The organism is Lysinibacillus sp. UBA6686 (genome assembly GCF_002455205.1).
In the GTDB taxonomy this organism is placed as follows: Bacteria; Bacillota; Bacilli; order Bacillales_A; family Planococcaceae; genus Lysinibacillus; species Lysinibacillus pakistanensis.
Genome location: NZ_DKJS01000056.1, coordinates 47546 through 63752, shown reverse-complemented (window position 1 = coordinate 63752; position 16207 = coordinate 47546). Strand labels below are relative to the sequence as shown.

The following is a 16207-nucleotide window of genomic DNA, read 5'->3' as shown; positions in this document are numbered from 1 at the left end:
CTCTATTTTTGCTGTTCATATTTGATTGTTGTTAGCATCGCTCTTAATATTCTTGCTCGAATGGTATCCCGTAATGGGAGTGGCAAATCCAGAGTGGAGCGATCAATTGCCGCTAACATTAACTTCGCTTCTCTCTTTGAAATTACCTGCTCATCAATAAGCCGATAAACTAAATCTTCTGCCATTGTTTGCGATGCCCCTCCCTCTATCTGCCTGAGGACATCGTCAATCAAATCGATTTGTGAATTCGCGCGGACACGTAAAATTCGTATGTATCCACCACCACCACGTTTGCTTTCAACAAGATAACCTCGTTCGGCAGTAAATCTAGTATTGATCACATAATTTATTTGTGAGGGCACACATTGGAATTTATCAGCTATTTCACTGCGCTTAATTTCAATATGCCCTTCTCCACCTAATTCAAGTACTTGCTTCAAGTAGCCTTCTATGATGTCTGATATATTACGCATTAGGAATACACCTCGCTTACTTCACTGACTTTGACTATCTTTGACTTTCTTTGAGTATATTATACAAAACGCTTGAAAATAATTGCAATGATTTCGCCTATAGAAAAATTAATAGCAACCATTTTTTCATTCAAACGCTTGAAAAATCGCTATTCATGCTAGATATCTTAACGGTCGTATGTCTAATGTACCCTTTTTCGTGATGAAAAAAACGCAAGCATATGCAATTAGCATATACTTGCGTCGATAAAAATTATACCCAGCGACCAACAATTGGGTAATGCCATGGTTCATCAGATAAAGCCTTTACAATTCCAATAATCGGTACGACAAACAACATAATACCGAAAATAATTAGGAATGGTAAACCAACGAGTACAAAACTTAGTACCACAGAAATTGCAATTAAAACACCCATTATAATTTGGAACAGTAGTGCTTGAATGGAAATAGCTTTTACTTCCTCATCAGAACTAATTAAGAAAAATAATATTGGTACTAACCATGGCGCAAAAAACGGACTTGCGTGTATGATTACCTTAGACCATTTAGCTTCCATTTATATCAACCCTTCTTTTTTAAATTTTCCTTTGTTTTATGTACTACTATTTACGGAACTATACCCTGAATAGTTTCATTGTATGTTGTATTTTTAAAAAATTCTTTGGGAAAGGCATGTGAGACACTATGGAATTTAATAACACACTAGCAAACGAATACGAAAAGGGTATTCGTCGAACATTACCTAGTTACGATGCCATGCTACGGTTAACACAAACCTTTTATCAATCCACACTACCTGAGAAAGCGGAATTGCTAATAGTTGGCTCTGGGAGCGGCAATGAAATTTTACAACTTGCAGAGCATAAGCCAACTTGGTCATTTGTGGGCATTGATCCTTCTGAGGCCATGTTACATGTAGCGGAGGAACGATTAAAATCTTTGCCTAATCAAATTTCATTATACCAGGGAACTATGCTGGAAACGAAGTTACCCTCTAGAGAGTTTGATGCAGCTAGCTGTATTTTAGTGCTACATTTTATCAACGGGACTCAAGAAAAGCTTGCAACATTGAAAGAAATAGCAAATAATTTAAAGCCTGGTGCACCATTTGTTCTTGTTTCAAAATACGGGCAGCCTGGCTCTTTAGAGACCGAACTACAATTTGATTTATGGCGGGCCTATTGGCTGCAGCATACAAAGCTATCTTCCTTAGAGGTAGCAGATATGGAAAAATCCATACGCTCCCTTTCTTTTATGCCTGAGCAGGATATTTTAACACTACTTCAAGAGGCAGGATTTACAAAACCATCCAGATTTTTTGCCACTACTTTATTTGGTGGATGGATATGCTATAAGGAAATCTAAAAATAATTTCGCCTTGGTGTAATTTCGCTACAGAAGACATTTGTAGCTGCCTCTATGCTTTCGATGAAGATAAATGTATTACTCTATGAGGACAATTATTCCTAGAAAGTTAAAATCAACAGAATTGGGGTGAACGCTGTGATACGCACAATCGGGATTACGAAGGATCAACAACTCATAAAGGGTTTTCCTATCGAGGAAATAAACAATAATCATTTTGAATGGTATTGGGTCGATTTTGATTGCCCTACTACTGAAGAAGAGCTGCTATTGGATACGTTTTTTCATTTTCACCCACTTGCTATAGAAGACTGCTTATTGCGTTTACAGCGACCAAAGCTCGATTTTTATGATGATTTCCATTTCTTTGTTATTCATAGAGTGAATGAAGAATTAGCAGCAGAGGAAGTTAATATTTTTGTTTCCAATAAATTTATTGTAACCTTTCATAAAAATACTGCTCCCGAAATCGATAGAGTGCAGAATATGCTAGAAAAGCAACCGAAAAATTGGGAACGTGGTACAGTGTATTTAACCTATCAGGTAATCGATAAAATCGTTGACAATTACTTCCCACTTGTCTATAAAATTGAGGATCATTTGAATGCACTAGAAGATGAATTAAACTATCAAAGTAATCTAAATGCCATGAAAATCGTATTCGAATTTCGTAGTGACTTACTTGATTTACGGCGCACAATTCTACCAATGCGCGATTTATTATATCGGATTCTTAATTCATATCGATTCTCACTAAATAAATCAGAACGAGCTTATTTCGGAGATATTTATGATCACTTGCTAAAGCTAACAGAAATGGTGGAATCCAACCGTGAGCTGACGGCCGATATGCGCGACAGCTATATGGCAATGAGCTCCAGTCGTATGAATGGCATTATGATGACCTTAACCATCGTGTCAACAATCTTTATTCCATTAACCTTTATTGCAGGTGTATATGGGATGAACTTTGACAATATGCCTGAGCTTCATGGCAAATACAGCTACTTTATCGTCCTAGCTATTATGATACTTATTGTGATCTTTATGCTGGCGGTCTTTAAATGGAAAGGCTGGTTCAAATTATTTAAACCTTAATCAATTTCGCCTTGGCGTAATTGCGTCCGGATTTTGAATTGTGCCCTCACAATTCATTCCTTTTAAAATCCGTGACATCCGCCGGGGGCTTTATCTTCATTCAGTAGGTGTCTGCACACCCACTGAAAAGGAACCTAAACCGCATTCTTCTCATCACCTGTAGAGGTGGGAGTCTTCTGTATCTGCCGCTATGCTTTCGATACAAAAAACATTTGCTGAATGAAGATAAATATAGAATAGGCATCTTAGAAGGTTATCTAGGATGCCTGCTCTACATTAATAGGGTCCACGATCATCAATTTTGTTTTCCCCTTGCTGTGGGAATAAAAAGTATGCAAGTACACCAGAAACTAATGTTGCACAAATAGTAATTAGCAACTGCTCCACGTCTGGCACTTCAGCATAATAGTTACGTAGCATATAAACCGAACCGATTGCGACAATTACCATCACGGGTATGACAAACTTGAAACGTTTCTTCTCCATTTAAATAATACCTCCTCACTCTTTTTACGCTCAATTATTACTTTCTAAACAGTTCGTATTTTACAGGTTTCCCATTTTAAATACAAACCACCTGGGACTCTTTCAATCGTCTATTTCATGACATTTAAACAATAGTCATTAAAAAAATAATAGAAATAAATGAAAATTTTAACCAAATATACGACAAAAAATAGTAGAATAGATTAAATACCATATATTTCGCAAACTTACAAACGTAGCAATTCCAACATAAGGATAAATAGTTTAAGTTTACTTTAAATTTATATACTTAAAATGGATTTATAAAGAATGGAGCAAACAACAATGAGTTGGTTTACAAAAAAGAACAATTCAAGCTACTCAATTACAATAGCACCTGAAAACTATAAAAAAAATGTACAGTTGGATATCTCTAACCATCCAAAACTTCAAAAACAATTACAACTTTTAAATTTAACGGTTGAGGATTTAGCCATTATTAAACAGTTGCAGCCTTTAGCAAAGGATTTAATCCCTGAAATGGTTGATCAATTCTATGCAGCCATTAGCTTAAGTCAAGATTTATTAGATATTATTAATAGAACTTCACAGATTGATCGTTTAAAGGTTACTTTACATAAGCACCTTAGTGATATTTTTGAAAGCCGTATCAACGACTCCTATATTGACGAACGAAAGGCAATTGCAGAAACCCACGTTCGAATCGGTCTTCAATCAAAATGGTATATCGCCTCATTTCAGTCTTTAACTTCAACATTTACAAGCTTTGCTAACAAATTAGATATTTCAAAGCATGATGCGATTCTCGCTATCAATGCCTTCTGTAAAATTATTAACTTTGAGCAACAGCTTGTCATTGAAGCCTACGAAAAAGAGGAAGAACGTATACGCACAGCAGCAGATGAAACAAAGCATGCACTTGTGACAACTATTCAAAGCACAGCTGAGGAGCTGAACGCTATTAGTGATGAAACAGCGGCTTCCCTATTAGTTATCTCCTCTCAAACAGATGATATTGCGGTAGCCACTAAGCAAGGTTTAAGCTTTGTTGCTGATACGAAGGAAAAATCTAGACGTGGCCAACAGCAGTTACAAGAGCAAAACGATTTAATACAAATTATTTTACAAAGCGTAAATGGTCTTGAGGTCACAATGAATCAGTTACGCACCTCCTCTCAAAAGATTTCCGAGATTGTTGGACTAGTAACAGGTATTGCAGATCAAACAAATCTTTTAGCATTGAATGCATCTATTGAGGCAGCACGCGCTGGGGAGCATGGTAAAGGCTTTGCTGTTGTAGCAGAGGAAGTACGAAAGCTTGCTGAAGAGACAAAAAATGCTGTACAAAATGTTTCCCATCTCATTAAAGAAACGGAAAGTAATATTACAACCATGTCGAATTCTGTTATTAATGTGGATCAAAAAATTCAACATAGTGTAGACACGCAAAATAGCTTATCCAAATCATTTAATGATATCGCTGAAGCTGTCTCTGGTATTCAGCAGCAATATGTCAATACATCAAGAGATATTTCTGCCATTTCAAATTTAATTACTGAGCTCTCTCAAGGTGCCACACTTGTTTCCTCTTCTTCTGACTCGCTTATTAATGTGGTGAATGAATTAAACATGTGAAAACGTAAAAAGGGAAATTGACAGGTTGTCAATCTCCCTTTTCTTTAATGTGGTAATGAACGTTTTTGTTTACGATGCTCTCGTCGAGCTGGTCCTGTTTCAAAAAGACGTTTTTCTTCATCTGTCTCAGGGTAGATTGCCGGAACTGGCTTAGGCTTCCCATCATCATCTACTGCAACCATCGTTACAAATGATTCGGTCGTTAATTTCTCCTCACCCGTTTCAATGTTTCTGGAAGTAACTCGAACATAGACCTCCATTGAAGAACGGCCCGTTGATGAAACAATACTTTCAATTTCTAAAATATCTCCTACATGGGCGGCTGATAAAAAGTCAACAGAATCAATAGAAGCTGTCACTACATGTCCTTTAGCATGCTTCATTGCAGTAACAGCAGCAATTTCATCAATATAGGCTAACACTCTTCCACCGAAAATGGAGTTGTGGTTATTGGTATCTGGCGGTAACACGAGACGCGTTTGAACAGTACGTGACTGACTCATTGGCATAGCGTTGTTTGTCATAATTTTTGCAACTTCCCTTCATGAATGTTCTTTCGTCATCGTAACGCAGAAAAGAAGTTGATGCAAATTAGAATGTTTTTTTCATCGTGATAAATTTCATGTCTGTCATTTCCTCTATAGCCCATTTAATCCCTTCACGACCATAGCCACTCATTTTTACGCCGCCATATGGCATATTATCCACTCTAAATGTCGGAATATCATTTATAATAACTGCTCCTGCCTGTAATTCATCTGCTGCATATAGTGCATCTGACAATACATTCGTGTATATTCCTGCATTTAAGCCTAGTTCTGACTCATTTACTAGTCGAATAGCGTCGTTTAATGTTTCATATGAAACAATTGAGACGATTGGTGCGAAAGTTTCCTGACAAACAACTTTCATATCAGAAGTAACGTTTGTCATAACAGTTGGCGTTAATGTTCTTTCTGTGAATGTCCCCCCAGTTGCGACTACCGCACCCTGTTCTTTTGCCTCCTCAATCCATTGGCGAATGCGTTCCACCTCATTTGGATGAATCATTGCACTCACATCTGTATTTCTATCTAATGGATCTCCTACCACTAATTTTTCTGTTTCCGCTACAAATGCCTTTGTAAAATCATCAATGATCGAAGAATGCACATAAATTCGTTGTAATGAAATGCAAACTTGTCCAGCAAAATTAAAGGCACCTCCAACACAACGAGCTATAATTTTATCAATTGGTGTCGAAGGTTCGACAATAACCGCAGCATTAGAACCAAGCTCTAACGTTACTTTGCGCAAACCAACCTTCTCTTTAATACCCAAGCCAACCTTACCGCTTCCTGTGAAAGTCACCTTTTTCACAAGCGGATGTGTAACGAGTGTATCACTAAGCTCTCCACCACTACCTGTCAATATTTGAAGAGCTCCGTCAGGCAAACCTGCTTCTTGAAAAATTTCTGCCATTATAATTGCACTTAATGGTGTTTGTGTTGCAGGCTTTAATACAACTGTATTTCCTACTGCAAAGGCAGGTCCTAGTTTATGTGCTACTAAATTAAACGGGAAGTTAAATGGCGTAATGGCGGATATAACCCCAATCGGTTCACGCTTTGTCCAGCCAATACGATCGCCTGCTCCAGGTGCAGCGTCCATTGGGACTGTTTCACCCTTAGCTTGCTTTGCCCCCTCTGCCGCAAATTGATAGGTTGCTATTGTGCGTTCTATTTCCATTAGACCTGCTGATAAAGGTTTACCTGCCTCTAAGGCTAAAATTTCTGCAAATTCTTCTCTGCGCTGTCGCATGATATGGACAACTTTATATAATATTTCTGCTCGTTCGTAAGCTGTTGTCTTTTTAAATGTTTGGAATGTCTCCTGTGCACCTTCTATCGCCCGTTCAACATCTGCAATTGACGCTTTAGCAACCTTTGCAATAACCTCACCGCTATATGGTGAACTTAGCTCATATGTTTCCTGTGCATTCTGCCACTGACCATTAATCCAAAGTTTTGTTTCCTTCATCCTTCAATTGCACCTCCATAAAATCATATTCATTCTTTATTTTATCACGAAGAGCTTGAACTAGATGCTACAGTAGCTGCAGTAACCGCTGCTAACATTGCAGCCTGTTGTGCTTGAATTAATAATTCAATAGACGAGATGATTGTCATGGATAAAGATTGTTGCACCTTAGCTATATCATAAATAGCAATTTGGATAGCCATAAATAATACAAATTCACGATGCCATTTCAAAAGTTTCATGCCCTTTAATTCATGATATAAATCTATAATTTGTTGAAGGTGAACATTATTTACCTCAAGAATGGCTAAAAAACCAAGCAATGGGTAATGCATCGTTTTAACTTTAACATCCTGTTTTTTTAATGTATCGCGAATCGTCACAACACTTGATACCAGCTTATTATCGTATTGAGGAGATAAGAAAGTCAGTACCTGTGATAACCATTGTAGTTCATTGCCAGCATTAAAATTGTAGGTACGTAATTCTTTATAATAACGGTTCATCGTTTCCGCCCGTACTTCAACATCATCCATTGAGCTACTCAATAAAACAGCATATGGGATATCTTCATAGGACGTTAAAAATCGATGATGATTGCGAATTGCATCAAATAAAGCCCTCGCTGACTGTGCATGTGCATGTTTTCCGCTTTCCTCTTCAGTTAAAAACTGAGCTCCTATAAAGGTAAAATTACCACTTCTAAATTTGGCTTCCTTCATTATTGAGACGTTTGTTAGCAAATTTTTCACAGCATGCTCTATATCCTCTTGCTCCATCAAGTTTGCAGCAATGCTGTACCCAACTGTTGTTCTTAAAGGGGACATCCATGATGATTGCTTCTTCATTTCTTGTAATACTTCTTTATATTTAACAGAATCAAAGCTCTTCCCTGACGCCACATATTTGCTAGCGATTGCTAAGATAATTTTACGGTCAACTGTCCAGCCCGCAGCCTTCGAAACCGCTTCCACTGTTTGAGTAAATTGATTTTCAATCATAGCATAATCCATATTCCGTACACTCCTTTTTTCCATTATATACGTAAAATCCAATTGAAAGGATTCAGATAACGGATCACCCAATCTCCACTTATCTTCTATATTCTAAAAAATATCTTCAGTTTGTAACAATTAACATAAAAAGTAAGCTTAATGTAATGTATGTTACTCGATTTTATATGGTTTAATGGAAATAACAAATACGAATGGAGGTAATTATATTGAATAACATAACCAGTAGAAAAAAATCTTTATTCACAGTAACTCTACAAGACCGAATACAGCAATTTTTACTGTTACGTAACTCTCCAAGAAATATAGCCCTACATACACTTTTTCAAAAAAATTAACATAGAAAAAAACAGCGGCACTGCACTTTTGCCGCTGTTTATACATGATCCTACATCTTTTTTTGCTTATCCTACAAGGAGCAATTTTTAGTACAATAAAGGTTTAAATTAATCCCAATTCCTTTAATTCCTCTGTGGAAAAGGCCCTTGATCTTGTTAAAAATCGCTTTCCTTCAACACCCTCTAGTGAAAACATGCCACCTCTACCATCAACCACGTCTAAAATTATTTGTGTATGCTTCCAGTAATCATATTGATTTTTATGCATATAGAAGGGAGCTCCACCAATCTCCCCAAGACAAATATCCTGATCACCTAATATAAGATCGCCCTCTGGATAACACATCGGTGAAGATCCATCACAGCAACCGCCTGATTGGTGAAATATAACAGGTCCATGCTTTTCTTGCAATAATTCGATTAGTGCCAGCGCTTCTTCTGTTGCTAAAACACGCTCGACCACGCTCATGCACCTCCCTACTGATTAGAAGAAACCTAGTTTGTTTTCACTGTAGCTAACTAATAAGTTCTTCGTTTGTTGGTAATGAGATAACATCATCTTATGATTTTCGCGACCAATACCTGACATTTTGTAGCCACCGAATGCTGCATGTGCAGGATAAGCATGATAACAGTTTGTCCAAACACGTCCTGCTTGAATACCACGACCAAATCTATAAGCTGTATTCATATCACGTGTCCATACACCTGCACCTAAACCATACAATGTATCATTCGCAATTTCTAATGCTTCCTCTTTTGTTTTAAATGTTGTAACAGCAACAACTGGACCGAAAATTTCTTCTTGGAAAATGCGCATTTTATTATTCCCTTTGAAGACAGTTGGTTTAATGTAGTAGCCATTTTCAAAGCCTGAACCTACATTGTTTTTCTCTCCTCCAATTAGACATTCAGCGCCCTCTTGCTTACCAATATCTAAGTAAGAAAGAATTTTCTCCATTTGCTCACTTGAAGCCTGAGCACCCATCATTGTATTTGGATCAAGTGGATTTCCTACTTTAATGGCCTCTACACGCTGTAAGACACGCTCCATAAATTTATCGTAAATAGATTCCTGGATTAATGCACGAGAAGGACATGTACATACTTCCCCCTGGTTCAGTGCGAATAACACAAAGCCCTCTACTGCTTTATCTAAAAAGGCATCATCTTCATCCATAATATCCTCAAAGAAAATATTTGGTGACTTACCGCCTAATTCTAATGTAACTGGAATAAGGTTTTGTGAAGCATATTGCATAATTAGGCGACCTGTCGTTGTTTCACCCGTAAAGGCAATTTTACCAATTCGTGGACTAGATGCTAGCGGCTTTCCTGCCTCTAGACCAAAGCCATTCACAACATTAAGGACACCTGATGGCAATAAATCTTCTATCAATTCAAGAAGCACCATAATCGAAACTGGTGTTTGCTCTGCAGGTTTTAACACCACACAGTTTCCAGCTGCAAGTGCAGGTGCTAACTTCCAAACAGCCATTAATAGTGGGAAATTCCAAGGAATAATTTGACCAACTACTCCAATAGGCTCATGGAAGTGGTACGCAACTGTATCATTATCGATTTGGCTTACTGCACCTTCTTGTGCACGTAAAGCACCCGCAAAATAGCGGAAATGATCAATTGCTAGAGGGATATCTGCATTTAATGTTTCACGTACCGCTTTCCCATTATCCCATGTTTCGGCAACGGCTAGCTTTTCTAAATTTTGCTCCATACGGTCCGCAATTTTAAGTAAAATGTTTGCACGCTCTGTTGCGGATGTTTTACCCCACGCATCTTTTGCGGCATGCGCTGCATCAAGTGCAAGTTCAATGTCCTCAGCTGTGGAACGCGCTGCTTGTGTAAAAACTTGTCCAGTAACAGGAGTGATATTATCAAAGTATTGACCTTTCACAGGGGGTGTCCATTCTCCACCAATATAATTATCATATTTCTCTTTGAATTGAACTACCGATCCTTCAGTGTTTGGAAATGCATAAACCATTTTACTTCTCCCCTTTACACAAAATAATGAGAAAATATCTACAAAAACTATTATTATATATCGAAATAACAATAATTTCATAGAAACCCTCTTACTCAATATATTGTCAGAAACGAAAAATAATTTCAACTTTTTTAAAAATTTTACGATTAATTTATTTTTACTAGAAAAGCTTCTAGCATTCACGGTGTAACCAACGATAATGTATACTTAAATTATATAAATGTATAGGAGAACAATATGCGCATTAATAAATATTTAAGTGAAACTGGCATCGTCTCTCGTCGTGGTGCGGATAAATGGATTGAAGAGGGAAAAGTAACTATTAATGGAGAGGCCGCCACTGTTGGCAGTAAAGTCGAAGCTGGTGATGTTGTTTGTGTTGATGGAAAAGAGGTAAAAAAAGAGGAACAGCTCGTATATATTGCCTTAAACAAGCCAGTTGGAATTACTAGTACAACTGAACGTCATATAAAAGGGAATGTCGTTGATTTTGTCAATCATCCTCTACGAATTTTCCATATTGGACGTCTGGATAAGGAATCAGAGGGACTATTATTATTAACGAATGATGGAGATATAGTAAACAAAATTCTCCGTGCAGAAAACCATCATGAAAAAGAATATATTGTGCAAGTTGATAAACCAATTACGGAGCAATTCATCAAGAAAATGGGGGCTGGTGTAGATATTTTAGATACGACAACCTTGCCATGCCATGTAGAAAAAATATCAGATAAAGTCTTTAAAATCATCTTAGAACAAGGTCTAAATCGTCAAATACGCCGTATGTGTTCAGCTCTCGGTTATTCCGTTAAGCGTCTACAACGAATTCGTATCATGAATATCAAACTTGGTCATTTAAAGGTTGGGCAATGGCGTGATTTAACGGACAAGGAACGAGCAGAACTATTCAAACTACTTCAATACACACCTAAATAAAGCATGGTAAGGGGAGAGAATTATGCTTTCAATACAAAGTACTGAACTGTTAACAGGAGCACGTATTAGTGGTGACTTTTGGGATTTAGATGAGCTCATCAATGCTATTCACAAAATAACAGGGGATGAAAATAAATATTATGATTATCAAGGTTCTCGTCTTCGTATCTTGAATGTTTGCTACAATTTACGCCAAGCTACTAAGGGGGAGCGTCAACTGGAATTTGTCAGTAATGGCCTTACTAAAAGTATTCTGACACAGCATGAATTAATTTTCCCTAATAAAAACGCCTATTTCTCAACGGAGATACTTTGGCCTGAGCTTATCTTTATGGCCATTGCATTAAATGATTTTATTCAACTACACAAAGAGTTAGTCGATTCTTCTGATTGGAATATTGATGTTGCTGCCATACGTAAATTCCAGGGGGCAGTTGCTGATTGCCTTGAACAAGAACTAAATGAGGAAGAGTTTTTAGTATTTTTAAGAATGCTGCATACGAAAAATCCCTTAACATTCCGCTATGCTACACAGTATATTGATGTACTGAACCTAGAGTATATTCAATTAAGCTGGGAGGAACGGAAAGCCCATTTGGCAGCATTTGCTTTGCGCATAATGTTAGAGGATGATGAGTATGTATCCCTCAAATCTCAGCTAATGGAAGCTGCCATTTCTACAAAAAAGGCATTACATGATATTGAAATAAAGACCAATTACCCTGAAAAAATTTTGTGGTAAACAAAAGTGCCGTCTCAGCTAATTGTGAGACGGCACTTCTTTATCGAATCGATGGATAAGCCATTTTTCGAATAACCCCCTCATGCTGAGGATAATCAGCTAAAAGCTCATCTTGTGTAAATAATTCAAAGTCCTCAAAATCAAAGCCTGGTGCCACCATGCAACCAACTAAGCTAAATGTATCTTCTACCTCTACAGAGGAGCCAAAAATAGTATTTTTCGGCACAGCGATTTGCGGTACTTCCCCTGCTTCAACATCTAAGCCTAATTTTCGTGCCTCATATGTACCATCTGGAAAAATCATATGTACTGTCAGAGGACTTCCTGCATGATAATACCAAAGCTCATCTGATGTCAAACGGTGCAAATGAGAGATATCCTGCGAACGTAATAAGAAATAAATACTAGTATAAATCGGTCTTTGCACATCTCTAACCGCTATATCCTCAGAAGCTCGAAACGAAGATATATAATATCCTCCCTCCGGGTGCTCCGTTAAATTTAATTTTTCTATAAAATATTGCGCTGAATACTTCATAACCTCACTCCTTTTATTCACCATATCAAATTATAAAGGAAGAATGCTACTGCTATCTGTCTCTTTTACGTTTCTATCCTTCACTTATAACATTCTATCCATTACTTTTCCGACTTTTCACACGCAAAAAAGGCACCTCTACATTGAGATGCCTTCCCTCTTATAAACCGCCTAAATACGCTGCCTTTACTTGTTCACTTTCTTGTAGCTCTTTTGCTGTACCAGAAAGAACAATACGCCCTGTTTCCAATACGTATGCTCGATTAGCTACTGACAGTGCCATATTGGCATTTTGCTCAACAAGCAATACTGTAGTACCTTCTTTATTGACCTGCTCAATAATATTAAAAATATTTTTTACCATGAGCGGCGCAAGCCCCATTGAAGGCTCATCCATTAATAACAGCTTGGGTTTTGCCATTAATGCACGCCCCATTGCAAGCATTTGTTGCTCACCGCCAGATAATGTTCCTGATTGCTGTTTACGACGCTCTAGTAAACGTGGGAATAGCTCAAAAACGTGGTCCATATCTTTTTTTATGCCTGCTTTATCATTACGAAGATAAGCCCCAAGCTCCAAGTTTTCCTCTACTGACATATTGGCAAAAACACGACGTCCTTCAGGAACATGGGAAATACCAGATTTCACAATTGACTGAGCTGCCTTCCCTGCGATAGAGAAGCCCTCATATTCAATAATGCCTCCCTTAGGTTTTAGTAAGCCAGACAATGTTTTTAATAATGTACTTTTACCAGCACCGTTCGCACCGATTAATGTAACAATCTCACCCTCGTTTACTTCTAAAGAGAGGCCTTTTAATGCTTGTATATTTCCGTAAAATACATCTATATTCTGTACTTTTAGCATTAGTTGATAACCTCCTCACCAAGGTAAGCTTCAATTACCTTTGGATTGTTGCGTATTTCCCCTGGTGTCCCATCAGCGATTAGTTGACCATGATCGAGCACATAGATCCGTTCGCAAATACCCATAACTAAGCTCATATCATGCTCAATAAGAAGAATAGTCAATCCAAATTCTTTCCGAATAAATGCTATTAACTCCATTAAATCATGCGTTTCCTGTGGGTTCATCCCTGCTGCTGGCTCATCAAGTAATAAAAGCTTAGGCTTTGCTGCAAGGGCACGAGCAATTTCTAATCGACGTTGCATTCCGTATGGCAAGTTTTTTGCCAGCTCATCTTTATAAATATCTAGACCAAAGATTTTTAAAAACTCAATGGATTGAAGCTCCATTTCTGCCTCACCTTTAAAATGATTTGGCAAGCGGAAAATGGAGGACCACATTGAATGCTTAGCAAGCGAATGATTGGCTACCTTTACGTTATCTAGAACAGACAGCTCTTTAAATAAACGGATATTTTGGAATGTACGGCTAATACCCTTTTGTGTGACTTGATATGGAGCAAGCCCATTAAGCTTTATACCATCAAATGTAATAGTACCCTCAGTTGGCGTATAAACACCTGTCAGCATATTAAAGCTTGTCGTTTTCCCAGCACCATTTGGTCCTATAAGACCAACTAACTCACCCTGATTTAGGTACATATTAACGCCCTGTACAGCCTTTAAACCACCGAATTGAATGCCCATATTTTCAACATTGATAAGAAGGTTTCCAGTCATTATTTTGTACCTCCTTTTTTACCAAACTTAAATAGATCCGTAATTTCCTTTGTTCCCATTAAACCCGTTGGACGGTACAGCATAACAACAATTAATACTAAGCTGTAAATAATCATACGTGTCTCTGGGAAGTTTGCGAGGTACGCTGAAATCATAGTTAGGAAGATCGCAGCAATAACAGAGCCCGAAAGACTTCCTAATCCACCAAGTACAACATAGATTAAAATATCAAATGATTTTAAGAAACCAAAAGTAGTTGGCTGAATAATATAAAAATTATGTGCAAATATTGCCCCTGCAAGTCCAGCGAAGAAAGAACCGATAGCGAAAGCTACTACTTTATAATAAGTAGTATTAATACCCATTGCATCTGCTGCAATTTCATCCTCACGAATAGAAATACATGCGCGTCCATGGCGAGAATTCGTAAAGTTTGAGATTACTAGAATTGTTAAAAAAACACCTACGAATGCATACGTCCAATTGGATAAATATTTAACCTGCATCCCTGCTGCTCCACCTACATAATCCGTATTTAAGAAAATAATACGAATAATTTCTGCAAAACCAAGTGTAGCAATTGCTAAATAGTCACCCTTTAATCGTAATGTTGGAATACCTACAATTAATCCTGCAACTGCTGCAGCTAATGCCCCTAAGAAGATTGCTAATGGGAATGGCAGCATAAGCTTTGTTGTAATAATAGCAGAGATATATGCCCCTACTGCTAAGAACCCCGCATGTCCAATTGAAAATTGACCTGTAATCCCAATAACAATATGCAAGCTGACCGCAAGCATAATGTTAATACACATTGTTATTAGCATATTTTGATAGTAAATATCAAGTGCACCAGAGGTAATAAGAATTTGTACAACTGCATAGATGACTAGCGCTAATACGGCATAGCCCCAGAAAACTTTAGACTTTTTCATAATACCGCTCACCTACACTTTCTCACGGGCATTTTTACCAAAGATACCCGATGGTCTGAAGATTAAAATTAAAATTAAAATAACGAATGCTGCTGCATCACGCCATAAAGAGAAGCCAAGCGCACTCACTAATGACTCCACTACACCTAATAACATACCGCCAACCATAGCACCAGGAATAATTCCTATACCACCAAGAACGGCTGCGATGAACGCCTTAACCCCAGGAATAACCCCCATTAAAGGATCAATTTTCGTATAATACACACCAAAGATAACGCCTGCAGCTCCTGCTAATGCTGAACCAATAGCAAATGTCGCTGAAATGGTATTATCAACGTTAATTCCCATTAAACGTGCTGCATCCGCGTCATGAGAAACGGCACGCATCGCCTTTCCGATTTTTGTTTTATGTACGATGAATTGTAAAAGAATCATCAGTACAATTGCGACAGATAAAATTAAAATGGATGTACTACTGATTTGAATGCCAAAAATATCAAATGATTTATTTTTAATGACATCAGGATAAGCTGCTGGTTGCGCACCTCTGAAGAAAATCGTTGTATATTCGATTAATAGTGAAACACCAATTGCAGTAATTAATGCAGCAATACGTGTTGCATTCCTTAGACGCTTATACGCAATACGTTCAATGAGAACACCAAATATTGCACAGATTACCATCGCCAATAATAGTGCTGGGAAGAAGCCAAGTTCCCATTTAGCGATTGCGTAAAAGCCAATAAATGCCCCAATCATGAAAACATCGCCGTGGGCAAAGTTAATCAGCTTAATAATCCCGTATACCATCGTATACCCTAACGCTATTAATGCGTAGATACTACCTAGTGAAATACCATTCACAAGCTGCTGTATCCATTCCATGAGCGTTCACTCCTTTTATTTTTTGAAAAATCCAAAAACGGGACGTACTCTACATGTTATTATTGAATGCAGAATAAATT

At 37.6% G+C, this 16207-nt stretch carries 18 protein-coding genes; 5 read left to right on the top strand and 13 right to left on the bottom strand.

All coding sequences use genetic code 11. The features are described 5' to 3' along the window. Positions 1-2: 2 nt before the first annotated feature. Together B2R82_RS14565 and B2R82_RS14560 are read right to left on the bottom strand one after the other, a co-directional pair. The gene (locus tag B2R82_RS14565) at positions 3-473 is read right to left on the bottom strand and encodes a CtsR family transcriptional regulator (protein ID WP_283870093.1); all 471 of its coding nucleotides are present in this window, start codon (positions 471-473) and stop codon (positions 3-5) included. A 253-nt stretch (positions 474-726) separates the two neighbouring features. Continuing rightward, positions 727-1032 carry a DUF4870 domain-containing protein gene (locus B2R82_RS14560; protein ID WP_286925539.1) on the bottom strand — a complete coding sequence of 102 codons (306 nt, stop codon included), beginning with the start codon at positions 1030-1032 and terminating at the stop codon, positions 727-729. Positions 1033-1160: 128 nt separating this feature from the next. Between B2R82_RS14560 and B2R82_RS14555 the strand changes: the two genes are divergently transcribed. Together B2R82_RS14555 and corA are read left to right on the top strand one after the other, a co-directional pair. Beyond that, entirely contained in the window at positions 1161-1841 is a 681-nt protein-coding gene (locus B2R82_RS14555; protein ID WP_286925538.1) for a class I SAM-dependent methyltransferase, read from the top strand. 138 nt (positions 1842-1979) lie between these two features. Next, a complete protein-coding gene (gene corA / locus B2R82_RS14550; RefSeq protein WP_286925537.1) occupies positions 1980-2939 on the top strand; it encodes a magnesium/cobalt transporter CorA in 960 nt (319 codons plus the stop codon). A gap of 276 nt (positions 2940-3215) precedes the next feature. Here the strand turns inward: corA and B2R82_RS14545 are convergent, their stop codons facing one another. Next, complete coding sequence (locus B2R82_RS14545; protein ID WP_054771408.1) at positions 3216-3425, bottom strand: hypothetical protein; 210 nt, start codon at positions 3423-3425, stop codon at positions 3216-3218. 324 nt (positions 3426-3749) lie between these two features. Between B2R82_RS14545 and B2R82_RS14540 the strand changes: the two genes are divergently transcribed. Next, entirely contained in the window at positions 3750-5060 is a 1311-nt protein-coding gene (locus B2R82_RS14540; protein WP_286925536.1) for a globin-coupled sensor protein, read from the top strand. Positions 5061-5104: 44 nt separating this feature from the next. Here B2R82_RS14540 and B2R82_RS14535 read toward each other — a convergent pair whose 3' ends face one another. From B2R82_RS14535 to adh, 5 genes are all read right to left on the bottom strand, one after another. Beyond that, positions 5105-5584 (bottom strand): acyl-CoA thioesterase, encoded by a 480-nt coding sequence (locus B2R82_RS14535; protein ID WP_054771407.1) that lies wholly within the window; start codon positions 5582-5584, stop codon positions 5105-5107. A gap of 67 nt (positions 5585-5651) precedes the next feature. Continuing rightward, positions 5652-7079, bottom strand: coding sequence for an aldehyde dehydrogenase family protein (locus B2R82_RS14530; RefSeq protein WP_286925535.1), 1428 nt, complete (start codon positions 7077-7079; stop codon positions 5652-5654). A 44-nt stretch (positions 7080-7123) separates the two neighbouring features. Then, positions 7124-8092 carry a DUF4003 family protein gene (locus B2R82_RS14525; RefSeq protein ID WP_286925534.1) on the bottom strand — a complete coding sequence of 323 codons (969 nt, stop codon included), beginning with the start codon at positions 8090-8092 and terminating at the stop codon, positions 7124-7126. 441 nt (positions 8093-8533) lie between these two features. Continuing rightward, positions 8534-8893 carry a DUF779 domain-containing protein gene (locus tag B2R82_RS14520; protein WP_286925533.1) on the bottom strand — a complete coding sequence of 120 codons (360 nt, stop codon included), beginning with the start codon at positions 8891-8893 and terminating at the stop codon, positions 8534-8536. A 21-nt stretch (positions 8894-8914) separates the two neighbouring features. Further along, complete coding sequence (gene adh, locus B2R82_RS14515; RefSeq protein WP_286925532.1) at positions 8915-10435, bottom strand: aldehyde dehydrogenase; 1521 nt, start codon at positions 10433-10435, stop codon at positions 8915-8917. A gap of 240 nt (positions 10436-10675) precedes the next feature. On the opposite strand from adh, the gene rluF reads away from it, so the two are divergent. Together rluF and B2R82_RS14505 are read left to right on the top strand one after the other, a co-directional pair. Further along, positions 10676-11377 carry a 23S rRNA pseudouridine(2604) synthase RluF gene (gene rluF / locus B2R82_RS14510; RefSeq protein WP_286925531.1) on the top strand — a complete coding sequence of 234 codons (702 nt, stop codon included), beginning with the start codon at positions 10676-10678 and terminating at the stop codon, positions 11375-11377. Positions 11378-11399: 22 nt separating this feature from the next. Further along, the gene (locus B2R82_RS14505; protein ID WP_286925530.1) at positions 11400-12119 is read left to right on the top strand and encodes a DUF6904 family protein; all 720 of its coding nucleotides are present in this window, start codon (positions 11400-11402) and stop codon (positions 12117-12119) included. Positions 12120-12159: 40 nt separating this feature from the next. Here B2R82_RS14505 and B2R82_RS14500 read toward each other — a convergent pair whose 3' ends face one another. From B2R82_RS14500 to B2R82_RS14480, 5 genes are all read right to left on the bottom strand, one after another. Continuing rightward, positions 12160-12657, bottom strand: a complete 498-nt coding sequence (locus B2R82_RS14500) for a cupin domain-containing protein (protein WP_286925528.1) — start codon at positions 12655-12657, stop codon at positions 12160-12162. A 160-nt stretch (positions 12658-12817) separates the two neighbouring features. Continuing rightward, a complete protein-coding gene (locus tag B2R82_RS14495) occupies positions 12818-13525 on the bottom strand; it encodes an ABC transporter ATP-binding protein (protein WP_283870102.1) in 708 nt (235 codons plus the stop codon). Continuing rightward, on the bottom strand, positions 13525-14304 hold the full coding sequence (locus B2R82_RS14490) for an ABC transporter ATP-binding protein (RefSeq protein WP_286925527.1): 780 nt from the start codon (positions 14302-14304) through the stop codon (positions 13525-13527). Before B2R82_RS14490 ends, B2R82_RS14495 begins: the two co-directional genes overlap by 1 nt. Beyond that, complete coding sequence (locus B2R82_RS14485) at positions 14304-15239, bottom strand: branched-chain amino acid ABC transporter permease (RefSeq protein WP_286925526.1); 936 nt, start codon at positions 15237-15239, stop codon at positions 14304-14306. The genes B2R82_RS14490 and B2R82_RS14485 overlap by 1 nt, the downstream gene beginning before the upstream one ends. Positions 15240-15251: 12 nt before the next feature. Then, complete coding sequence (locus B2R82_RS14480) at positions 15252-16127, bottom strand: branched-chain amino acid ABC transporter permease (RefSeq protein WP_286925525.1); 876 nt, start codon at positions 16125-16127, stop codon at positions 15252-15254. Positions 16128-16207: the final 80 nt, after the last annotated feature.